Source organism: Klebsiella sp. CB_Kp196 (assembly GCF_040061575.1).
Lineage (GTDB): Bacteria > Pseudomonadota > Gammaproteobacteria > Enterobacterales > Enterobacteriaceae > Klebsiella > Klebsiella michiganensis.
Map to the genome: position 1 here is coordinate 200,948 of NZ_JBEAFH010000033.1, position 20,550 is coordinate 221,497.

Consider the following 20,550-nt stretch of genomic DNA (forward strand, 5'->3'; position numbering starts at 1 on the left):
AATGAGCAAAATGTGCAAAGTCTTTTGCTTTTTTAGCAATAATGCCGCTACCAGCGAATGCGCGCCTCGAATCCGCCGTCCCGGGCGTTGTCGAAGCTGGCCGTCATCCCGTGCAGCGCGGCGATGCGTTTGACGATGGAGAGCCCAAGGCCGCTGCCGGGTTGTTCCTGGCCGGGAGGGCGATAAAAGCGCTCGCCGATGCGCGTCAGGGCCTCGGCGCTGATGCCCGGGCCGTTATCGCGTACGCGAAATTCACCCGCATCAAGGATGATGTCGACCTGGCGTCCGGCGGCGCTATAGCGCACGGCGTTATCCAGAAGATTGCGCACCAGCAGGCTCAGCAGCAGCGGCTGGCCGGTGCGCGTGATGTTTTTCGCGTTCAGGTGCAGGCGTAGCTCAACGCCGGCCTGCTGCGCAGGGTGGTACATCTCCATGACCGCCGACTGCAGCAGTTCATCAAGGGCGATAGTCTGGAGATCGTCCAGCTGCGCCAGCGAATCCAGACGCGACAGGGTGAGCAGCTGGTCGACCAGGCGAGTGGCGCGATCGATCCCCTGGTGAAGCTGCGCCAGCGCTTTATCCAGCCCTTGCGGATCGTCCGTTGAGAGCTGAGCCACTTCGGTCTGCACCTTCAGCGCCGCCAGCGGGCTGCGCAGCTCGTGGGCGGCATCGGACGTGAAGCGACGCTCGCGGATCATGGTGTCATGCGTCCGGGTAAAGAGCTGATTTAGCGCGTCGACCAGCGGGCGAACTTCGCTGGGCACGTTCTCGCTATTTAGCGTTTCGGCGGAGTCCGGCGCCCGGGCGCGCAGCGTGGTGGCCAGCTTTTTCAGCGGCGCCAGCTCCCGGCTCAACAGCACGATGAGCAGCAAAAACATCAGCGGCAGCGCAACCAGCCAGGGCGTAAGCTGGGAGGTGACGATATCCAGCGCCATCTCGCGGCGGTAATCCCACTCCTGACCGACGGCGATACGATGGCGACCGTCGCGGGTGGTAAGCCACAGGAAGCGCCACTCGTCATCGTCGCCGCGCAGGTAGCCATCGCTGAACCCCTCCCGATGGTTACCCCACTGGATATCCTGGCCATTTTCGCCATCGTTAAGCACCATTTTGCCATCGGCGGTAAAGATAGCGAAAGCCAGCGCATCGTCATCGAGATGGCCATGTTTGACCTTTTTCTGCTCCCGTACCTGCGGAGCGAGGGTATGGAGTTCGTCAACATTCATCGCGCTCAGGCGGCGGGCGAACAGCAGCTGCTGGGTATCGAACAGTTTATCCAGTTTGTCGGCGGTTTGTTGCCAGGCCACAAGGCTGGCAATGCCCCAGGCGGCGCTGGTCAGCAGCAGAAAAAGCAGCGTCAGGCGGACGCGCAGGCTCAGTCTACCCAGTCGTTTCATGCATCCCCCAGGGTATAGCCGATGCCGTGCACGGTGCGAATGAAGCCGCTGCCGAGCTTACGGCGCAGATGATGGACGTGCACTTCTACCGCGTTACTGGAGACATCGTCATCCCAGCTATAGAGCTTTTCCTCAATCAGCTTACGCGGCAGCACGCGTCCGGCGTTGCGCATCAGGAGTTCCAGCAGAGCAAACTCCTTTGGCTTGAGCGGCAGGCTCTCGCCGTTTAGCGTGGTCGTGAGTCGGCCTGGATCGAGAACAACATTGCCGTGCCGCAGCTCGCTGCTGCTGTGGCCGTGGGCGCGACGCATCAGCGCCTCCAGACGCGCGGCGACTTCAACCAGTGCGAAAGGTTTGCAGAGGTAGTCATCGGCGCCAAGACGTAACCCTTCAACGCGCTGGCTGAGCGCGTCGCGGGCGGTGAGGATCAGTACCGGTTCGTGGCGGCCTTTGTCGCGCCATTCGCGCAGAATATCCAGCCCATCGATGCCGGGCAGGGTCAGGTCCAGAATAATGGCGTCGTAAGGGGCGTGGTACAGCGCAGCTTTGCCCTCTTCGCCGCGGGTAAACCAGTCGACGCTGAAGCCCAGCTTGGTCAGTCCGGTTTTGAGGCCGTCACCGATCAGTTTGTCGTCTTCCACCAGTAAAATGCGCATTTTCTGCTCCTGTGTCCCTCGGATATTCCCGCAGTAAAGCGCGTTGCGGCGCGCGCTGTACAGGAATAAAATTTATTTTTTCCGCTTAAGAAGTCGTTAAGTTTTGCCCGGTGTAATGGTGACGATATAAACACAAAGGGAGAACACATCATGAAGAAAATCGCCGCAATGACCGCTATCATCGCCTTAGTTTCCATGCAGGTACTGGCCGCCGGGCAGGGCGGATTTTCCGGACCCGGCTCGACGCAAACCAGCCAGACGACCACGCAAAACGGCGGGTTCATTGGCCCGAACGGGAGCGTAACGACGGTTGCGAATGCGAAAAGCCTGCGTGACGATACCTGGGTGACCCTGCGCGGTAAAATCGTGGAGCGTATTTCCGACGACCTGTATAAATTCCAGGACAGCTCCGGCACCGTGAACGTCGATATCGATCACAAGCGCTGGAACGGCGTGACCGTGACCCCGCAGGATACGGTAGAGATTCAGGGTGAAGTGGATAAAGACTGGAACTCAGTGGAAATCGACGTAAAGCAGATTCGTAAAATCACGCCATAATTTTCTTATCATCTTAAGCAAGATCGGTCAGGAACCGCACTCCTCGCTCTGTCAGAGTATGTTTCCGGGAGGATGCGATGAACGATACTCAGGTAAGCCCGGCCTTTGCCGGGCGTTTTCAGCAAGTGTGCTTGTACATTGAACGCCATCTGGACACGCCGCTGTCGCTGGAGACGCTTAGTGCGATAGCCCACAGCTCGCCGTATCATTTTCACCGGCAATTCAGCGCCTATAGCGGGGTACCGCTCTATCGCTATATCCAGTGGCTACGTCTGCGTCGCGCCTGTTGGCGACTGGCGTTTAATCCACAGGAAAAGATTATCGATATTGCCCTTGATGCGGGGTTCCAGAATCCTGAGTCGTTCAGCCGTGCCTTCCGCAGCGCTTTCGCGCAAAGCCCCAGCCAGTTCCGTCAACAGCCGGACTGGCTGGAATGGCATCGACGTGTGCCGAAACATACGCTACAGGAGCAACACCCGATGGATGTTAAAATAATCCAGCTACCTACCACTCAGATCGCGAGGCTGCGGCATCGCGGCAACCCTGATTTAGTCAATGAGACCGCCGCGAAGTTTATCGCCTGGCGCAAGGTGAGCGGTCTGTCCCCGGTCGCCAGCTGCGCAACCTGGGGAATCTCCTGGGACGACCCCGCGGCCACCCCGGCTGACGATTTTCGTTTCGATATTGGCGGTACGGTCAGCCAGCCGGTGCCGGAAAACAGCTTCGGCGTGGTGAATGGCGAGATCCCCGGCGGACGTTGCGCAGTGGTGCGTCATCACGGCTCTCTGGACACGCTCGCGCAGAGCATCTGGTTTCTTTATCGCGACTGGCTGCCCGCATCGGGAGAGTCGCTGCGCGATTTCCCTGTTTTCTTTCGCTACCTCACTTTCGTGCATGAAGTCGGTGAGCATGAGCTGCAGACGGACGTTTATCTTCCGCTGAAATGAAGGATGTCCACTGAATTCCTCAACCAGCCTAACGCCCTGTGACTCAGGGCGTCAGATAGGGTATTATCGCCGGTAGTTTTGCCGTCCGAACGGCCGGTACGCAGATTGAGGATTCACGATTAATGAGCGATATGGCAGAGCGCCTTGCGCTGCATGAATTTACGGAAAACGCCTACCTGAACTACTCCATGTACGTCATCATGGACAGGGCGCTGCCGTTTATTGGCGATGGCCTGAAGCCGGTCCAGCGTCGCATCGTCTATGCGATGTCTGAGCTGGGTCTCAACGCCAGCGCCAAGTTCAAAAAGTCCGCCCGCACCGTCGGCGACGTGCTGGGTAAATACCATCCGCACGGCGATAGCGCCTGCTATGAAGCCATGGTGCTGATGGCGCAACCCTTCTCTTACCGCTATCCGCTGGTTGACGGTCAGGGGAACTGGGGGGCACCGGACGATCCTAAATCCTTCGCCGCGATGCGTTATACCGAATCCCGTTTGTCGAAGTATGCTGAACTGCTGCTGAGTGAACTGGGGCAGGGCACCGTTGACTGGGTACCGAACTTCGACGGCACTTTGCAGGAGCCGAAGATGCTGCCTGCGCGCTTGCCTAATATTCTGCTCAACGGCACTACCGGCATTGCCGTCGGCATGGCGACGGATATTCCGCCGCACAACCTGCGTGAAGTCGCTCAGGCGGCCATTACCCTGATTGAAAAACCGCAGACCTCGCTGGACGATCTGCTGGATATCGTACAGGGGCCGGATTACCCGACCGAAGCGGAAATCATCACCCCCCGCGCCGAGATCCGCAAAATCTACCAGAATGGCCGCGGTTCGGTGCGGATGCGCGCGGTGTGGGCGAAAGAAGACGGCGCGGTGGTGATCAGCGCGCTGCCGCATCAGGTTTCCGGCGCCCGCGTGCTCGAGCAGATCGCCGCCCAGATGCGCAACAAAAAACTGCCGATGGTGGATGACCTGCGCGACGAATCGGATCACGAAAACCCGACTCGCCTGGTGATCGTCCCGCGCTCTAACCGCGTGGATATGGAGCAGGTGATGAACCACCTGTTCGCGACGACCGATCTGGAAAAGAGCTATCGTATCAACCTGAATATGATCGGGCTCGATAACCGTCCGGCGGTAAAAAATCTGCTGGAAATCCTCTCGGAATGGCTGACTTTCCGCCGCGATACCGTGCGCCGTCGTCTCAGCTACCGTCTGGAAAAAGTCCTCAAGCGCCTGCATATCCTGGAAGGTTTGCTGGTGGCGTTTCTGAATATCGATGAAGTTATCGAAATTATCCGTCACGAAGATGAGCCGAAGCCGGCCCTGATGTCGCGCTTTGGCATCAGCGAAACTCAGGCGGAAGCGATTCTGGAGTTAAAACTGCGCCATCTCGCCCGGCTGGAAGAGATGAAGATTCGCGGTGAGCAGAACGAGCTGGAAAAAGAGCGCGACCATCTGCAGGCCATTCTGGCTTCTGAACGCAAAATGAATAACCTGCTGAAGAAAGAGCTGCAGGCCGACGCCGACGCCTTTGGCGACGATCGCCGTTCGCCGCTGCGCGAGCGTGAAGAAGCGAAGGCGATGAGCGAGCACGATATGCTGCCGTCCGAGCCGGTCACCATCGTTCTGTCGCAGAGCGGCTGGGTGCGCAGCGCCAAAGGCCACGATATCGACGCGCCGGGGCTGAACTATAAAGCGGGCGACAGTTTTAAAGCCGCAGTGAAAGGGAAGAGCAATCAGCCGGTGGTCTTTATTGACACCACCGGGCGTAGCTACGCGATTGACCCGATCACCCTGCCGTCCGCACGCGGACAGGGCGAGCCGCTCACCGGTAAGCTGACCTTGCCGCCGGGGGCGACGGTAGAACATATGCTGATGGAGGCCGATGACCAAAAACTGCTGCTGGCTTCCGACGCAGGATACGGGTTTATTTGTACTTTCAACGATCTGGTCGCGCGCAATCGTGCCGGTAAGACGTTGATTAGCCTTCCGGATAACGCGCACGTAATGCCGCCGCTGGTGATTGAGGATGAGTCCGATATGCTGCTGGCCATTACCGCAGCCGGCCGCATGCTGATGTTCCCGGTGAGCGACCTGCCGCAGCTGTCGAAAGGCAAAGGTAACAAGATCATCAGTATTCCGTCGGCGGAAGCGGCTGCGGGCCAGGATGGCCTGGCGCACCTGTTCGTTCTGCCGCCGCAAAGTACGCTGACGATTCACGTCGGCAAACGGAAAATCAAACTACGCCCGGAAGAGCTGCAAAAAGTCACCGGCGAGCGCGGCCGCCGCGGCTCTCTGATGCGCGGATTACAGAAAATTGACCGGGTGGAGATTGATTCACCGCGTCGCGCCTCCGCGGGCGATAGCGAAGAGTAGGAGCATCCTCCCCCTCGGTTCGGCGGGGGAGGTTAATATTTACCGCAAAATCGTTGTTTATTCAGGCATTGCGATGAACAATATCCGCCAGCGTCATTCGAGATGCGCAACGCGCTTTGCAATGATGCCCGATGCCTGCAATCTGCGAAACAGCGAGTATAATTCTAAGCGGTTTGGGTTTCAGAGGTAGCTATGCTATTTATTTTTCGACTAATTATCGTTGTCATCTATTGTATTCTGGTCTGCATCTTCGGCTGTATTTATTGTCTGTTCAGCCCGCGTAACCCTAAGCACGTCGCCACCTTCGGCCACCTGTTTGGCAAACTGTCGCCGGTCTTCGGCCTGAAAGTCGAGCTGCGCAAGCCAGCCGACGCGGAAAGCTACGGCAACGCTATCTATATCGCTAACCACCAGAATAACTATGATATGGTGACGGCATCAAATATCGTGCAGCCGCCGACCGTGACCGTGGGTAAAAAGAGCCTGGCGTGGATCCCCTTTTTCGGCCAGCTCTACTGGCTGACGGGGAACCTGCTGATCGATCGCAATAACCGGGCAAAGGCGCATGGCACTATTGCCGAAGTCGTGAACGCATTTAAAAAGCGCAATATCTCTTTTTGGATGTTTCCGGAAGGGACCCGCAGCCGCGGCCGCGGTTTGCTGCCTTTTAAAACCGGCGCTTTTCATGCTGCTGTCGCGGCTGGCGTGCCCATTATTCCGGTGTGCGTGTCTAATACATCGAATAAAATTAATCTCAATCGCCTGAATAACGGTCTGGTGATTGTAGAAATGCTGCCGCCGGTAGATACCAGCCAGTATGGAAAAGAGGGCGTTCGCGCGCTGGCCACGCACTGCCGCGAGCTGATGTCCGCGAAAATCGCTGAGCTGGATAAAGAAGTTGCCGAACGCGAAGCGGCCGCAAAGAAATAACACAGGAAACGCCGCAAACAGCGCGCGGATTGCTGGCGGGAAACGAATTCCCTTATTAATTAGTCAGTATTTCATGGAGTTAATATGTCACTCAGTCGGCGTCAGTTCATTAAGGCTTCAGGCGTAGCGCTGTGCGCGGGCGCCGCGCCGCTGAAGGCACAGGCCGCTGGCCAGCAGCCTGCGCTGCCGATCCCCCCTCTGCTGGAGTCCCGCCGCGGGCAGCCGCTATTCTTGACGCTACAGCGCGCGCACTGGTCGTTTACGCCCGGTACCCGCGCCTCGGTGTGGGGGATTAACGGTCGCTATATGGGGCCAACCATTCGCGTCTGGAACGGCGACGATGTCAAGCTGATCTACAGCAACCGCCTGACGGAAAACGTGGCGATGACCATCCGTGGTCTGCAGGTCCCCGGTCCGCTGATCGGCGGCGCCGCGCGCATGATGTCCGCTAACGCCGACTGGGCGCCGGTATTGCCAATCCGCCAAAGCGCGGCGACCCTGTGGTATCAGGCCAACACCCCAAACCATATGGCAAAACAGGTCTATAACGGCCTGGCCGGCATGTGGCTGGTGGAAGATGATGTCAGTAAGAATCTGCCGATCCCCAATCACTACGGCGTGGATGATTTTCCGGTGATTATTCAGGACAAGCGTCTGGATAACTTCGGTACGCCTGAATACAGCGAGCCCGGTAGCGGTGGTTTCGTGGGCGATACGCTGCTGGTGAACGGCGTACAGGGGCCTTTCGTTGAGGTGTCGCGCGGCTGGGTGCGCCTGCGCCTGCTGAATGCGTCCAACTCCCGTCGCTATCAGCTGCAGATGAGCGATGGCCGATTGCTGCACGTGATTTCCGGTGACCAGGGGCTCCTGCCCGCGCCGGTTTCGCTGAAGCAGCTGTCGCTGGCGCCGGGCGAGCGTCGAGAAATTCTGGTCGATATGACCAACGGCGATGAAGTGTCGATCACCTGCGGGGAAGCGGCAAGCATCGTCGATCGTATTCGCGGCTTCTTCGAGCCGTCGAGCATTCTGATCTCCACGCTGATTCTGACATTGCGCCCGACGGGCCTGCTGCCGCTGGTGACCGATAGTCTGCCCGTGCGTTTGCTGCCGACGGAAATTCTGGCCGGCGCGGCGATTCGCAGCCGTGAGATCACCCTTGGCGACGATCCGGGGATCAACGGTCAGCTGTGGGATCCGCAGCGTATCGATATTACGGCGCAGCAGGGCACCTGGGAGCGCTGGATTGTGCGCGCCGACCGGCCGCAGTCGTTCCATATTGAAGGCGTCATGTTCCAGGTGCGTAACGTCAACGGCTCCGCGCCGTTCCCGGAAGATCGCGGCTGGAAGGATACCGTCTGGATCGACGGCCAGGTTGAACTGTTGGTCTATTACAATCAGCCCTCCTGGCCGCACTTCCCGTTCCAGTATTTAAGCCAGACGCTGGAGCTTGCCGACCGGGGTTCCATTGGCCAGATTCTGGTGAATCCGGCGCCGTAATTTATTCTGTCCCGGTTCCATGCGGCCGGGATTGGAAAAACCTCCTTCATTTCTTCCATCGTTCCGGCTTATAATCGCCGCCCTTTTTGATTATTTTTTTATCATTTCCCCGGAAGCAATATGAGCGCAATATCCCTGATCCAACCGGATCGTGACCTTTTCTCCTGGCCGCAGTACTGGGCCGCCTGCTTTGGCCCCGCGCCGTTCTTGCCGATGTCGCGAGAAGAGATGGATCAACTTGGCTGGGATAGCTGCGACATCATTCTGGTTACCGGCGATGCCTATGTCGATCACCCGAGCTTCGGCATGGCGATTTGCGGACGCATGCTGGAAGCGCAGGGGTTTCGCGTGGGGATTATTTCCCAGCCGGACTGGAATAATAAAAACGATTTTATGCGCCTGGGTAAACCGAATCTGTTCTTCGGCGTCACCGCCGGCAACATGGATTCGATGATCAACCGCTACACCGCCGACCGCAAGCTGCGTCATGACGATGCCTACACGGCGGGTAACGTTGCCGGTAAACGCCCGGATCGCGCCACGCTGGTCTATACCCAGCGCTGTAAAGAAGCCTGGAAAGATGTCCCGGTGATCCTCGGCGGTATCGAAGCCAGCCTGCGCCGTACCGCGCACTATGACTACTGGTCTGATACCGTGCGTCGCTCGGTTCTGGTGGACTCCAAAGCCGATATGCTGATGTTCGGCAACGGCGAGCGTCCGCTGGTGGAAGTGGCGCACCGTCTGGCCGCCGGTGAGCCCATCGGGCAAATTCGTGACGTACGCAACACCGCCATCATGGTGAAAGAGGCGCTGCCGGGCTGGAGCGGAGTGGATTCCACGCGTCTGGATACGCCGGGGAAAATCGACCCGATTCCGCATCCGTACGGTGAAGATTTGCCGTGCGCGGATAACAAAACCGTCGCGCCGCCAAAACAGGAAGCGAAGCGCGTTACCGTGCAGCCCCCGCGTCCGAAGCCGTGGGAGAAGACCTACGTCCTGCTGCCTTCCTTTGAGAAGGTGAAAGGCGACAAGGTTCTCTACGCGCACGCGTCGCGTATTCTGCACCATGAAACCAACCCCGGCTGCGCCCGCGCGCTGATGCAGAAGCACGGCGAGCGCTATATCTGGGTTAATCCGCCCGCAATCCCGCTCTCCACCGAAGAGATGGATAGCGTGTTTGCCCTGCCGTATAAGCGCGTTCCGCATCCCTCATACGGCGATGCCCGCATTCCGGCCTACGAGATGATCCGCTTCTCGATTAACATTATGCGCGGCTGTTTTGGCGGCTGTTCCTTCTGCTCAATTACCGAGCATGAGGGGCGTATTATTCAGAGCCGTTCCGAAGATTCGATCATCAATGAAATCGAAGCGATTCGCGACACGGTTCCCGGTTTTACCGGCATTATTTCCGATCTTGGCGGCCCAACGGCCAACATGTATATGCTGCGCTGCAAGTCGCCGCGCGCCGAGCAGACCTGCCGCCGCCTGTCATGCGTTTATCCGGATATCTGCCCGCATATGGACACTAACCATGAGCCGACGATTAATCTCTATCGCCGCGCCCGTGACCTGAAAGGCATCAAAAAGATCCTCATCGCTTCCGGCGTACGTTACGACATCGCCGTTGAAGACCCGCGCTATATCAAAGAGCTGGCTACCCACCACGTTGGCGGCTATCTGAAGATTGCCCCGGAGCATACGGAAGAGGGACCGCTGTCGAAAATGATGAAGCCGGGTATGGGCAGCTACGATCGCTTTAAGCAGCTGTTTGATACCTATTCGAAGCAGGCCGGTAAAGAGCAGTATCTGATCCCATACTTTATTTCCGCCCACCCCGGCACGCGGGATGAAGATATGGTGAATCTGGCGCTGTGGCTCAAACAGCATCGTTTCCGCCTGGATCAGGTGCAGAACTTCTATCCGTCGCCGCTGGCGAACTCGACCACCATGTATTACACCGGCAAGAACCCGCTGGGTAAGATTGGCTATAAGAGTGAGGATGTGGTGGTGCCGAAGGGTGACAAACAGCGCCGCCTGCACAAGGCGCTGCTGCGCTATCACGATCCGGCCAACTGGCCGCTGATCCGCCAGGCGCTGGAAACCATGGGTAAAAAGCACCTGATCGGCAGCCGTCGCGATTGCCTGGTACCGGCGCCGACGATCGACGAAATGCGCGAAGCGCGTCGCCAGAACCGCCATACCCGTCCGGCGCTGACCAAGCATACGCCGATTGTGCACCAGCGCTCGAACGGCGGGGCGACGGCGAAGAAGCCCGTAAAACGCGGTAAGGTCGCCGGTCGTTAATTCGGCTGCATTGCCCGCTGGCGCTTCGCTGACCGGGCCTGATAATTCCGGGCCCGGGCAGCCGCTTGCCAAACGGCAAAGCAAATTCTATGGCTAGGCTTCTCTGATTCTGGCCGCCAGCGCCGCCAGCTTTTCATCATCCGCCCGCTCATGATCGTGGGAGGAGAGATAGCCTTCATATTGCGCAAAAAACTTAGTCTGACGCGACTCGATAGGCCGCCATTGGGTCATATCCCCGGTGCCGTGCATCGGGCTGAGTTTGCTGTGGACATGATCAACGCCATAGCCTTCAAAAAACATCCCCGTACGGCCCACGTCATCAAAGGCTTTATCCAGAAGCTTCGCCACCTTCTGCGTCGCCAGCACCAGATCGGCCAATGCCTGCGGCGGCATATCAAACGCATAGCTGGGGTAGTGCTTCTTCGGGATCACGACCGTAAAACCGTCGGTATTAGGGAAAATAGAGAGAAAGGCGAGGTGGTGTTCATCTTCCCACACCTTATGGCAGGGGGCTTTCCCCTCAACAATTTGGCAGAAAATACAGCTCATCAGCACGCATCCATTTGATTGCAATAAACCCTGAATGTACGTGGTTTTAGCCGGATAGCAAAGCGATGCTCCGCCGGAAGCCGACGGAGCGGGAAAGGTTAACCGCCGAACTGATCCGGGTCTGGCCCCAGGCGTTTGTTCTGGTCCAGTTTAGTGATTTCACTCAATTCATCTTTATCAAGACGGAAGTCCCAGACGTTAAAATTCTCGGCAATGCGCGATGGCGTCACCGATTTCGGGATCACCACCAGGCCGCTGTCGAGATGCCAGCGGATAACGATCTGCGCCGGGGTTTTACCGTATTTATCCGCCAGTTGACGAATAATTTTCTGATCGAATACCCCTTCGCCGCCCTGCGCAAGCGGGCTCCAGGACTCGGTCTGGATCTTATGCGTCGCATTCCAGGCGTGAAGCTGGCGCTGCTGCATCAGCGGGTGAAGTTCAATCTGGTTTATCACCGGAGCGACGCCGGTTTCATCGATGATTTTTTGCAGATGATGAACCTGGAAATTACAGACGCCGATGCTTTTTGCCAGCCCCTGCCGCTGTAGCTCAATTAAGCTTTTCCAGGCGTCGACGTAATGGTTAGTTGCCGGAACCGGCCAGTGAATGAGGTATAAGTCGACGTAGTCGAGCTTCAGTTTTTTAAGGCTTTCCTGCAGCGCTTCTTTGGGCTGCTTTTGATCGTCATTCCACAGTTTCGTGGTGACGAACAGCTCATCGCGGGCGACGCCTGCGCTGCTTAACGCATTGCCGACGCCGGTTTCATTCTGGTACACGGCGGCGGTGTCAAACGAGCGATAACCGACTTCCAGCGCCTTATGAATGGCGGAGACGACTTCCTCGTTGCCTGCTTTCCACACGCCGAGCCCCAGCTGCGGCATCAGGTTGCCGTCGTGTAGTTTTATAACGGTTGGATGTGTCATGCCTTCCTCCTGTTAATGAACTCAGCGGAATAAATTCCGCCGAGGGGTAGCATTAAGTCTGGACGAAATAGCTAAAAACGGTAGTTAAACTCCTCTCCTTTGCGCGAGTTTACGCGTCGGAGAGGGCGTTGATTAGCGCGCAGCCTCGTAAATACGGCGGCTGACGTCCAGCGTAATATCCTGATTTTCACCGAGCTGGGTCATGCCGTGCTCTTCCAGTTTCGCCAGCAGCGCCGGGATGGAGCTGCCATCCAGACCGTAGGCGGAAAGGCGCGTCGGGACGCCCATCTGTTCGAAGAAATCACGCGTTGCGGCGATGGCGGCGTCAATGCGCTCTTCCTCGGAACCTTCGGTGATGTTCCAGACGCGGGCGCCGTACTGCAGCAGCTTGGCGCGTTTAGCATCGCGTTTTTCATTCCACAGGGCCGGCAGAACGATAGCCAGCGTCTGGGCGTGATCGAGACCGTGCATGGCGGTCAGCTCGTGGCCGAGCATATGGGTCGCCCAGTCCTGCGGCACGCCTGCGCCAATCAGGCCGTTCAGCGCCTGGGTGGCCGCCCACATAATATTGGCGCGAACGTCGTAGTTTTCCGGCTCTTTCAGCGCTTTCGGGCCGTCTTCCACCAGGGTCAGCAGAATACCTTCGGCAAAGCGGTCCTGGATTTTGCCGTCGACCGGATAGGTGACGTACTGCTCAACGGTATGGACAAATGCGTCAACGACGCCGTTAGCCACCTGGCGCGGCGGCAGGGTGTAAGTGTAAACCGGATCCAGAATAGCGAACACCGGCTGGACGTGGGTGGACATAAACGCGCGTTTGTCGCCGGTGGTTTTACGCGAGATCACCGCGCCTTTATTGGATTCGGAACCGGTCGCCGGCAGCGTCAGCACGGAGCCCATCGGGATAGCGCTGGCCACTTTGCTGCCGTAGGTTTCGAGGATTTCCCACGGATCGCTATCGGCCGCATAGTGGGCCGCCGCGGCGATGAATTTGGTGCCGTCGAGAACGGAGCCGCCGCCCACCGCCAACAGGAAAGTGATCTTTTCATCACGCGCGATTTTCACCGCGTTCATCAGCGTTTCGTAGGACGGGTTTGGCTCGATGCCGCCAAATTCCCGAACGTCAATGCCGTTCAGCGCGCTCAGAACCTGATCAAGCACGCCGGTTTTCTTCACGCTACCGCCGCCGTAGGTGACAAGCACGCGTGCATCCGCCGGGATTTGATCGCGCAGATTTTCAATCGCGCCTTTACCGAACAGAATGCGGGTTGGGGTATGTAGGTCGAAATTATTCATGGCTGGTGCCCTCAAATAGATAAAACCGCCAACAGAGACAATACCTCTGCCAGATGACGGACATTGTGTTCCCGCGGGCCGTTCCCCTCAATGCACATTCCTGCCGTTGTCTTGCCCATTTCTCCTTGGGGCTGGAGAAATTCGCCGGAAGTGCGCACAATGCGAAGGTATAAAAACGTTCGGAGAAGCACGATAAATGAACCGCGCTGAGATATGCCAGCTATTAACGCATAAGGTTAATCAGCTGAAAGATAAAGAAGAAATGCTTAATGCTCTGCTGCCGGATATTCGCCTGCTGTACGGTACCCAGCCGGGGACGCGCACGCCGGTTATGTATCAGCCGGGGATCGTTTTTCTCTTTTCCGGGCATAAAATTGGCTACATTAACGAGCGTACCTTTCGCTATGACACCAATGAGTATCTGTTGCTGACGGTACCGCTGCCGTTTGAATGCGAAACCTTCGCCACTCCGGAAGTCCCGCTGGCGGGAATACGGCTGAACGTCGATATTCTTCAACTGCAAGAACTGCTGATGGATATCGGGGAAGATGAGCAGTTTCAGCCGTCCATGGCGTCGAGCGGGATCAACTCTGCGGTACTGTCCGAAGAGATATTGTGCGCGGCGGAGCGCCTGCTGGATGTCATGGAGCGCCCGCTGGACGCGCGCATTCTTGGCAAACAGATTATCCGCGAAATTCTCTATCACGTGCTGACCGGGCCGTGCGGGGGGGCGCTGCTGGCGCTGGTCAGTCGTCAGACCCACTTCAGCCTGATTAGCCGCGTATTGAAGCGCATTGAAAGCCAGTACACAGAGAACCTCAGCGTCGATCAGCTGGCGGCGGAAGCGAATATGAGCGTCTCGGCGTTCCACCATAACTTTAAATCAGTCACCAGCACCTCCCCGCTGCAGTACCTGAAAACCTATCGCCTGCATAAAGCGCGCATGCTGATGATCCACGATGGTATGAAGGCCAGCGCGGCGGCGATGCGGGTGGGGTATGAAAGCGCGTCGCAGTTCAGCCGCGAGTTTAAGCGTTATTTCGGCATGACGCCGGGGGAGGATGCGGCGCGTATCAGAACGATTCAGGGGATGTGACGAACGATGTAAGGGCGGCGAATTCGCGCCGCCCCGGTAAACGATCAGGCGTTACAGTATTTCTTTTTAATCACCACGATAACCGTACCGAGCAGCCCGGCGATCAGCAGCGCGATAGGCAGAATCATCAGGCAGGTCATAACCTGATCTTCATGGCGCTTAACGAAGGGAATCATGCTCAGCGCATAGCCCAGACCGGTGACTACGCCAACCCACAGCAGCGCGCTCAGCCAGTTGAAGAACTGGAAGCGGCGGTTTGGCAGCCCGGAAATGCCCGCCATGGTGGGCAGCAGGGTGCGAACAAACGCCAGGAAACGCCCGGCCAGCAGCGCCAGCAGGCCGTGTTTGTCAAACATGCAGGTTGCCCGCTGATGGTACTTATGCGGCAGATGCCCAAGCCAGCGCTTAACCGTAACGGTGTTACCCAGCCAGCGCCCCTGGATATAGCTCAGCCAGCAGCCGAGGCTGGCCGCGGCGGTTAAAATGGCGACCGTAGGTACAAAGTCCATTACGCCTTTGGCGATGAGCGCCCCGGCGAGCAGCAGCAGGCTATCGCCCGGTAAAAATGAGGCGGGCAGCAGACCGTTTTCCAGAAACAGGGTTGCGAACATGACCAGATATACAACGCCCACAACGTGGGGGTTTGCCAACGCGGCAAAATCATGCTGCCACAGCGCGGCGACAATTTCTTGAATGACAACCATGGACTTTCCTAAGTGGTACCGTGTTTTTTGTCTAGTGTACTCCTGAAGAGGCTCGGGCACCTTGATCCCGGGCGCAACTAAAGCGGCCGTTTTTCTAAAAAACGTCCGCTATTGTTGCCACTGACCGTCACTTTACACGATACGCGCGAAGCCCGCCGCTAAATCATCCAGCAGATCGGTAACATTTTCTAACCCGATATGAAGGCGAATCAGCGTGCCGCTGAAATCAACTTCAGCATCAGGACGGATTGCGGCAATGTGTTCCGGCTGGTTGGCTAAAATCAGCGATTCAAAGCCGCCCCAGGAGTAGGCCATGCTGAACAAGCTGAAGTGGTCCAGATAAGCGGAGAGTTCGGCGTCGGTCAGGCGTTTATTGAGCACGAAAGAGAACAGACCGCTGCTGCCGGTGAAGTCGCGCTTCCAGTACTCATGGCCTTTGCTGCCGGGCAGGGCGGGATGATTCACGCGCGCCACCTGCGGATGCTGCGCCAGCCATTCGGCAATCTGCAGGCTGCTTTCATGGTGCTGACGCAGGCGTACCGCTAAGGTGCGCAGGCCGCGGCTGGTCATATAGGCGGTATCGGCATCCACCATTTGCCCCATCAGATAGGCGTTTTCGCGCAGCTGCGCCCAGCAGCGCTCATTGGACACGGCGGTACCCACCATCGCGTCGGAATGGCCGATCAGATATTTGGTGCCGGCCTGAATGGAGATATCGATACCAAACTCCAGCGCTTTAAACAGCACGCCCGCCGCCCAGGTGTTGTCGATCATAATGATGGCTTCGGGAGCGACGCGACGTACCGCCGCGACGATCGCCGGAACATCATGGACTTCCATGGTGATGGAGCCGGGGGATTCGAGGAACACCACGCGGGTGTTCGGCTGCACCAGACGGGCGATATCGCCGCCGATGAGCGGGTCGAACCAGCCGGTGGTGACGCCGAGTTTGGCGAGAATTTTCGTACAGAAATCCTGGGTAGGCTCATAGGCGGTGTTGGTCACCAGAATATGGTCGCCCTGCTCGACGAACGCCAGAATGGTATTCGCGACCGCCGCCGCGCCGCAGGGGAAGAGGGCGCAGCCGGCGCCGCCTTCCAGCTCGCACATCGCTTCCTGCAGGGAGAAATGGGTCAGCGTCCCGCGACGCCCGTAGAACAGCTCGCCTTTGGCGCGGTTGCGCGTCGCGTGCTTTTTCGCTTCGACGGTGTCGAAAACCAGCGATGAGGCGCGCTGAATGACGCTGTTTACCGAGCCCAGGGTGTATTTTTTGCTGCGCCCGGCGTGAACCAGCGCAGTATCAAGATGTTTATCAGCCATGTTCAGATAACCTGTTTTTATACGTCTGGACGTCTAAACTAACATGAATGCCCGTTGATGTACCGGGTCGCGGCGGATACAGGTAAAAATTTTATCAACGGCGGGGTCAGCAACTTTTTTACTGCGTAAGCGCAAGGAAAATAAACGTGATTTGCTGCACAGTGTAAATACTAATGAGAACCACTATCAATTCGATGTCGTTTTGATATTATTGTGCGCAGATTTTGTGATTTACGTCCTGGAGATACAGTGTGGGTAATAATTTGATGCAGGCGGATCTCTCCGTTTGGGGTATGTATCATCATGCCGATATTGTCGTTAAGGTAGTGATGATCGGCCTGATTCTGGCGTCGGTAGTCACATGGGCTATCTTTTTCGGCAAAGGCGCAGAGATCCTGGCCAGCAAGCGCCGCCTCAAGCGCGAACAGCAGCTGGTTGCTGAAGCACGCTCTCTCGACCAGGCCAGCGATATCGCTAACGGTTTCGATGCGAAAAGCCTGACCTCGCAGCTGATCAACGAAGCGCAAAATGAGCTTGAGCTTTCCGCGGGTTCTGAAGATAACGAAGGCATTAAAGAGCGTACCGGTTTCCGACTGGAGCGTCGTGTGGCGGCGGTAGGTCGTTACATGGGACGCGGCAACGGTTATCTGGCGACCATCGGCGCGATTTCCCCGTTCGTCGGCCTGTTTGGTACCGTCTGGGGCATCATGAACAGCTTTATCGGGATTGCCCAGACCCAGACCACTAACCTGGCGGTGGTTGCTCCGGGTATCGCGGAAGCGCTGCTGGCCACGGCAATTGGCCTGTTCGCTGCGATTCCGGCGGTGGTCATCTACAACATTTTTGCCCGCATGATCGCCAGCTATAAAGCGTCCCTTGGCGATGTCGCCGCCCAGGTTCTGCTGCTGCAAAGCCGCGACCTGGACCTGAGCGCCAGCGGCGTTAAGCCGGTACGTACTGCCCAGAAACTACGCGTAGGTTAATGCTTTATGGCGATGCATTTTAACGAAAACCTCGATGATAACGGCGAAATGCACGACATCAACGTGACGCCGTTTATCGACGTCATGCTGGTGCTGTTAATCATCTTTATGGTGGCGGCGCCGCTGGCTACCGTCGACGTGAAGGTGAATCTGCCTGCTTCCTCCAGCCAGCCGCAGCCGCGTCCGGAAAAGCCGATCTATCTGTCGGTGAAGGCGGATAAAACCATGTTCCTCGGCAATGACCCCATTACCGACGAGAGCATGATCGCCTCGCTGGATGCGCTGACCGAAGGCAAGAAAGACACCACCGTCTTCTTCCGCGCGGATAAAACCGTGGACTACGAGACGATGATGAAGGTTATGGATACCCTGCACCAGGCGGGCTATCTGAAGATTGGCCTGGTGGGCGAAGAAACCGTCAAAGCGAAGTAACCTCTCTCCACCCATCTTCTCAGGCTGGCCTTGCGCCAGCCTTTTTTATCTCCTCGAATCGCTCTCTTGTTGGACGCCTGTTGCTATAACGTTGCCCTGTTGCGGTATAATGGCGGCCGTTTATGTTAACTGACAGGATCTTATGGAACGCTTTCTGGAAAATGCTATGTACGCCTCGCGCTGGCTGCTGGCGCCGGTTTATTTTGGCCTTTCGCTCGGTTTGATTGCGCTGACGATCAAATTTTTTCAGGAGATCTTCCACATACTGCCGCATATTTTCAGCGTCAGTGAGTCGGATATGATTCTGACCCTGCTGTCGCTGGTGGATATGACCCTGGTGGGCGGTCTGCTGGTGATGGTGATGTTCTCCGGCTATGAAAATTTTGTTTCCCAGCTGGATATCAACGAGGGCAAGGAGAAGCTCAGCTGGCTGGGCAAAATGGACGCCACTTCGCTGAAAAATAAGGTTGCCGCCTCCATCGTGGCGATCTCTTCCATTCATCTGCTGCGGGTGTTTATGGATGCGAAAAACGTCCCGGACAATAAGCTGATGTGGTACGTCATCATCCACCTGACCTTTGTGCTGTCGGCCTTTGTGATGGGCTACCTCGATCGTCTGACCAAAGTGAAACACTGATCCCTCCTCTCCCGGCGGTGTTGGCCGCTGGGCTTTTTACTCCCCGTTTCTGCTTTTCTCCGCTGGCGTATGTCCGGGCTTCTGCTTTGCTTAAAGGGCGCTTAATAACGGAGGCAGGGTGATGACGCGACTAACGGCCAAAGATTTTCCGCAGCAGCTGCTCGAATACTATGACTACTACGCCCACGGCAAAATCAGCAAACGCGAGTTTCTCCAACTGGCGGGGAAGTATACCGTCGGCGGGATGACCGCGCTGGCGCTGTTTAACCTGCTGAAGCCCGACTATGCTCTGGCGGAGCAGGTGGCGTTTACCGACCCGGATATCCGTCCGGAGTATATTCATTACCCTTCTCCTGACGGCCACGGCGAAGTGCGGGCTTATCAGGTGACGCCGGTGAAAATAGCCGACAAAGCGCCCGCCGTGGTGGTGGTTCATGAGAATCGCGGCCTGAATCCCTATATTGAAGACGTTGCCCGGCGGGTGGCGAAAGCGGGCTATATCGCGCTGGCTCCGGATGGCCTGAGCTCCGTCGGCGGCTATCCCGGTAATGATGATGAAGGCCGCGCGCTACAGCAGAAAGTCGATCCCGTGAAGCTGATGAATGATTTCTTTGCGGCGGTCGCGTTTATGGCGAAGCATCCGCAGGCGACGGGGAAGGTCGGTATCACCGGGTTCTGCTACGGCGGCGGCGTCAGCAACGCGGCGGCGGTGGCGATCCCTGAGCTGGCCTGCGCGGTGCCGTTTTACGGCCGCCAGCCGCCGCTGAATGAGGTCGATAAAATTAAAGCGCCGCTGCTGCTGCATTATGCCGGACTCGATAGCGGCATTAATGAAGGCTGGCCCGCCTATGAAAAGGCGCTGAAGGCGCATAATAAAGTCTACGAGGCCTATATTTATCAGGGTGTTAACCACGGCTTTCATAATGACTCCACGCCGCGCTACGACCGGGCCGCGGCTGACCTGGCCTGGCAACGCACGCTGGCGTGGTTTGAGAGGTATTTGCGCTAAAAACCGGAGGCGGAAGCCTCCGGCGGGCATGGGCGCTACGCCTGGCGTTTATCTTCGGTTTGCGTGTCGAAGTCGCTGGCGTCATGGCGCTCGTGAAGCTGCTCGTTGAGCGGGCCTGAGGTGCGGTTAACCATCCTCCCGCGCTGAACGGCGGGGCGCTTACCCACATCCTGCGCCCAGCGCAGCACGTTTTTATAGCTACCGGCATCCAGGAACTCGGCGGCGTTGTAAACATTCCCCAGCACCACGTTGCCGTACCACGGCCAGATGGCCATGTCGGCGATGGTGTACTCCTCTCCTGCCACAAAACGGCCGCGGGCAAGCTGCTTGTCCAGCACGTCAAGCTGGCGCTTGGCTTCCATCGTAAAGCGGTCGATCGCGTATTCGATTTTCACCGGCGCATAGCTGAAGAAGTGGCCAAAGCCGCCGCCGAGGAACGGAGCCGAGCCCTGCAGCCAGAACAGCCAGTTGAGGGTTTCGGCGCGGCCTGCCGGATCTTTGGGCAGGAAGAAGCCGAACTTTTCCGCCAGATAGAGCAGGATGCTGCCGGATTCAAAAACGCGGGTCGGCGGAGTGGTGGAGTGGTCGCGGAGCGCGGGGATTTTTGAGTTCGGATTAACCTCGACAAAGCCGCTGGAGAACTGATCGCCTTCGCCGATGCGAATCAGCCAGGCGTCGTACTCCGCGCCGCTGACGCCTAACGCCAGCAGCTCTTCCAGCATAATGGTCACTTTCTGGCCGTTGGGCGTCCCCAGCGAATAGAGCTGAAGCGGATGCGCGCCCACCGGCAGCTCCCGATCGTGCGTTGCGCCGGAGACGGGACGGTTGATATTGGCGAATGCGCCGCCGTTGTTTTGCTTCCATTCCCACACTTTAGGTGGCTGGTAGTTATTCTCTGACATGCTGATCTGCCTTTTTAGTGAGGTGT

Annotated in this window: 18 protein-coding genes and 1 pseudogene; 11 read left to right on the forward strand and 8 right to left on the reverse strand. The window is 57.5% G+C overall.

The genetic code is table 11. The features are described 5' to 3' along the window. Window positions 1-47 precede the first annotated feature (47 nt). Window positions 48-1,397, reverse strand: a complete 1,350-nt coding sequence (gene qseC / locus ABLU87_RS07725; protein WP_032720253.1) for a quorum sensing histidine kinase QseC — start codon at window positions 1,395-1,397, stop codon at window positions 48-50. Then, window positions 1,394-2,053, reverse strand: a complete 660-nt coding sequence (gene qseB / locus ABLU87_RS07730) for a quorum sensing response regulator transcription factor QseB (RefSeq protein ID WP_014226870.1) — start codon at window positions 2,051-2,053, stop codon at window positions 1,394-1,396. The genes qseC and qseB overlap by 4 nt, the downstream gene beginning before the upstream one ends. A gap of 150 nt (window positions 2,054-2,203) precedes the next feature. Between qseB and ABLU87_RS07735 the strand changes: the two genes are divergently transcribed. The 6 genes and pseudogenes from ABLU87_RS07735 to ABLU87_RS07760 all read left to right on the forward strand — a co-directional run. Then, on the forward strand, window positions 2,204-2,611 hold the full coding sequence (locus ABLU87_RS07735) for a YgiW/YdeI family stress tolerance OB fold protein (RefSeq protein WP_122117134.1): 408 nt from the start codon (window positions 2,204-2,206) through the stop codon (window positions 2,609-2,611). Window positions 2,612-2,688: 77 nt separating this feature from the next. Continuing rightward, on the forward strand, window positions 2,689-3,558 hold the full coding sequence (locus ABLU87_RS07740; protein WP_009651841.1) for an AraC family transcriptional regulator: 870 nt from the start codon (window positions 2,689-2,691) through the stop codon (window positions 3,556-3,558). Between the two features lie 122 nt (window positions 3,559-3,680). Continuing rightward, window positions 3,681-5,939, forward strand: a complete 2,259-nt coding sequence (gene parC, locus ABLU87_RS07745; RefSeq protein ID WP_014226868.1) for a DNA topoisomerase IV subunit A — start codon at window positions 3,681-3,683, stop codon at window positions 5,937-5,939. A 192-nt stretch (window positions 5,940-6,131) separates the two neighbouring features. Next, window positions 6,132-6,869 carry a 1-acylglycerol-3-phosphate O-acyltransferase gene (gene plsC, locus ABLU87_RS07750; RefSeq protein WP_004125254.1) on the forward strand — a complete coding sequence of 246 codons (738 nt, stop codon included), beginning with the start codon at window positions 6,132-6,134 and terminating at the stop codon, window positions 6,867-6,869. Between the two features lie 84 nt (window positions 6,870-6,953). Beyond that, window positions 6,954-8,366: a cell division protein FtsP gene (ftsP, locus tag ABLU87_RS07755; RefSeq protein WP_004854230.1), complete on the forward strand. Its 1,413-nt coding sequence runs from the start codon at window positions 6,954-6,956 to the stop codon at window positions 8,364-8,366. A 30-nt stretch (window positions 8,367-8,396) separates the two neighbouring features. After that, a pseudogene (locus ABLU87_RS07760) lies at window positions 8,397-10,610 on the forward strand (YgiQ family radical SAM protein); the annotation flags it as partial. Between the two features lie 153 nt (window positions 10,611-10,763). On the opposite strand, the gene ABLU87_RS07765 reads toward ABLU87_RS07760, so the two are convergent. The 3 genes from ABLU87_RS07765 to yqhD all read right to left on the reverse strand — a co-directional run bounded on the left by ABLU87_RS07765 (window position 10,764) and on the right by yqhD (window position 13,441). After that, window positions 10,764-11,219, reverse strand: coding sequence for an HIT family protein (locus ABLU87_RS07765; protein WP_025105926.1), 456 nt, complete (start codon window positions 11,217-11,219; stop codon window positions 10,764-10,766). A 98-nt stretch (window positions 11,220-11,317) separates the two neighbouring features. Further along, window positions 11,318-12,145: a 2,5-didehydrogluconate reductase DkgA gene (gene dkgA / locus ABLU87_RS07770; protein WP_046877669.1), complete on the reverse strand. Its 828-nt coding sequence runs from the start codon at window positions 12,143-12,145 to the stop codon at window positions 11,318-11,320. A gap of 132 nt (window positions 12,146-12,277) precedes the next feature. Beyond that, entirely contained in the window at window positions 12,278-13,441 is a 1,164-nt protein-coding gene (gene yqhD / locus ABLU87_RS07775; RefSeq protein WP_032692877.1) for an alcohol dehydrogenase, read from the reverse strand. Window positions 13,442-13,637: 196 nt separating this feature from the next. Here yqhD and ABLU87_RS07780 point away from each other — a divergent pair, with 196 nt between their 5' ends. Continuing rightward, entirely contained in the window at window positions 13,638-14,537 is a 900-nt protein-coding gene (locus ABLU87_RS07780; protein WP_014226863.1) for an AraC family transcriptional regulator, read from the forward strand. Window positions 14,538-14,581: 44 nt separating this feature from the next. Here the strand turns inward: ABLU87_RS07780 and yghB are convergent, their stop codons facing one another. Continuing rightward, window positions 14,582-15,241 carry a DedA family general envelope maintenance protein YghB gene (gene yghB / locus ABLU87_RS07785; protein ID WP_004125241.1) on the reverse strand — a complete coding sequence of 220 codons (660 nt, stop codon included), beginning with the start codon at window positions 15,239-15,241 and terminating at the stop codon, window positions 14,582-14,584. A gap of 132 nt (window positions 15,242-15,373) precedes the next feature. Continuing rightward, complete coding sequence (gene metC, locus ABLU87_RS07790; protein ID WP_004854212.1) at window positions 15,374-16,561, reverse strand: cystathionine beta-lyase; 1,188 nt, start codon at window positions 16,559-16,561, stop codon at window positions 15,374-15,376. Window positions 16,562-16,812: 251 nt separating this feature from the next. On the opposite strand from metC, the gene exbB reads away from it, so the two are divergent. The 4 genes from exbB to yghX all read left to right on the forward strand — a co-directional run bounded on the left by exbB (window position 16,813) and on the right by yghX (window position 19,622). After that, window positions 16,813-17,544: a tol-pal system-associated acyl-CoA thioesterase gene (gene exbB, locus ABLU87_RS07795; protein ID WP_004105812.1), complete on the forward strand. Its 732-nt coding sequence runs from the start codon at window positions 16,813-16,815 to the stop codon at window positions 17,542-17,544. A gap of 6 nt (window positions 17,545-17,550) precedes the next feature. After that, a complete protein-coding gene (gene exbD, locus ABLU87_RS07800; protein WP_014226862.1) occupies window positions 17,551-17,976 on the forward strand; it encodes a TonB system transport protein ExbD in 426 nt (141 codons plus the stop codon). Window positions 17,977-18,118: 142 nt separating this feature from the next. Next, the gene (locus ABLU87_RS07805; RefSeq protein ID WP_004105804.1) at window positions 18,119-18,613 is read left to right on the forward strand and encodes a TIGR00645 family protein; all 495 of its coding nucleotides are present in this window, start codon (window positions 18,119-18,121) and stop codon (window positions 18,611-18,613) included. A gap of 121 nt (window positions 18,614-18,734) precedes the next feature. Beyond that, window positions 18,735-19,622, forward strand: a complete 888-nt coding sequence (gene yghX, locus ABLU87_RS07810; protein ID WP_116279849.1) for a YghX family hydrolase — start codon at window positions 18,735-18,737, stop codon at window positions 19,620-19,622. 35 nt (window positions 19,623-19,657) lie between these two features. Here yghX and yghU read toward each other — a convergent pair whose 3' ends face one another. Continuing rightward, complete coding sequence (gene yghU / locus ABLU87_RS07815) at window positions 19,658-20,524, reverse strand: glutathione-dependent disulfide-bond oxidoreductase (protein WP_014226859.1); 867 nt, start codon at window positions 20,522-20,524, stop codon at window positions 19,658-19,660. Between the last annotated feature and the right edge of the window lie 26 nt (window positions 20,525-20,550).

Excerpts from the sequence above, each read along its gene's own strand:
- plsC (WP_004125254.1), top strand. The coding sequence starts at position 6,132 with ATGCTATTTATTTTTCGACTAATTATCGTTGTCATCTATTGTATTCTG.
- metC (WP_004854212.1), bottom strand. The coding sequence starts at position 16,561 with ATGGCTGATAAACATCTTGATACTGCGCTGGTTCACGCCGGGCGCAGC.
- ABLU87_RS07780 (WP_014226863.1), top strand. The coding sequence starts at position 13,638 with ATGAACCGCGCTGAGATATGCCAGCTATTAACGCATAAGGTTAATCAG.
- yqhD (WP_032692877.1), bottom strand. The coding sequence starts at position 13,441 with ATGAATAATTTCGACCTACATACCCCAACCCGCATTCTGTTCGGTAAA.
- ABLU87_RS07765 (WP_025105926.1), bottom strand. The coding sequence starts at position 11,219 with ATGAGCTGTATTTTCTGCCAAATTGTTGAGGGGAAAGCCCCCTGCCAT.
- ftsP (WP_004854230.1), top strand. The coding sequence starts at position 6,954 with ATGTCACTCAGTCGGCGTCAGTTCATTAAGGCTTCAGGCGTAGCGCTG.
- exbD (WP_014226862.1), top strand. The coding sequence starts at position 17,551 with ATGGCGATGCATTTTAACGAAAACCTCGATGATAACGGCGAAATGCAC.
- yghB (WP_004125241.1), bottom strand. The coding sequence starts at position 15,241 with ATGGTTGTCATTCAAGAAATTGTCGCCGCGCTGTGGCAGCATGATTTT.
- yghU (WP_014226859.1), bottom strand. The coding sequence starts at position 20,524 with ATGTCAGAGAATAACTACCAGCCACCTAAAGTGTGGGAATGGAAGCAA.
- yghX (WP_116279849.1), top strand. The coding sequence starts at position 18,735 with ATGACGCGACTAACGGCCAAAGATTTTCCGCAGCAGCTGCTCGAATAC.
- qseB (WP_014226870.1), bottom strand. The coding sequence starts at position 2,053 with ATGCGCATTTTACTGGTGGAAGACGACAAACTGATCGGTGACGGCCTC.
- ABLU87_RS07735 (WP_122117134.1), top strand. The coding sequence starts at position 2,204 with ATGAAGAAAATCGCCGCAATGACCGCTATCATCGCCTTAGTTTCCATG.
- ABLU87_RS07740 (WP_009651841.1), top strand. The coding sequence starts at position 2,689 with ATGAACGATACTCAGGTAAGCCCGGCCTTTGCCGGGCGTTTTCAGCAA.
- dkgA (WP_046877669.1), bottom strand. The coding sequence starts at position 12,145 with ATGACACATCCAACCGTTATAAAACTACACGACGGCAACCTGATGCCG.
- parC (WP_014226868.1), top strand. The coding sequence starts at position 3,681 with ATGAGCGATATGGCAGAGCGCCTTGCGCTGCATGAATTTACGGAAAAC.
- qseC (WP_032720253.1), bottom strand. The coding sequence starts at position 1,397 with ATGAAACGACTGGGTAGACTGAGCCTGCGCGTCCGCCTGACGCTGCTT.
- ABLU87_RS07805 (WP_004105804.1), top strand. The coding sequence starts at position 18,119 with ATGGAACGCTTTCTGGAAAATGCTATGTACGCCTCGCGCTGGCTGCTG.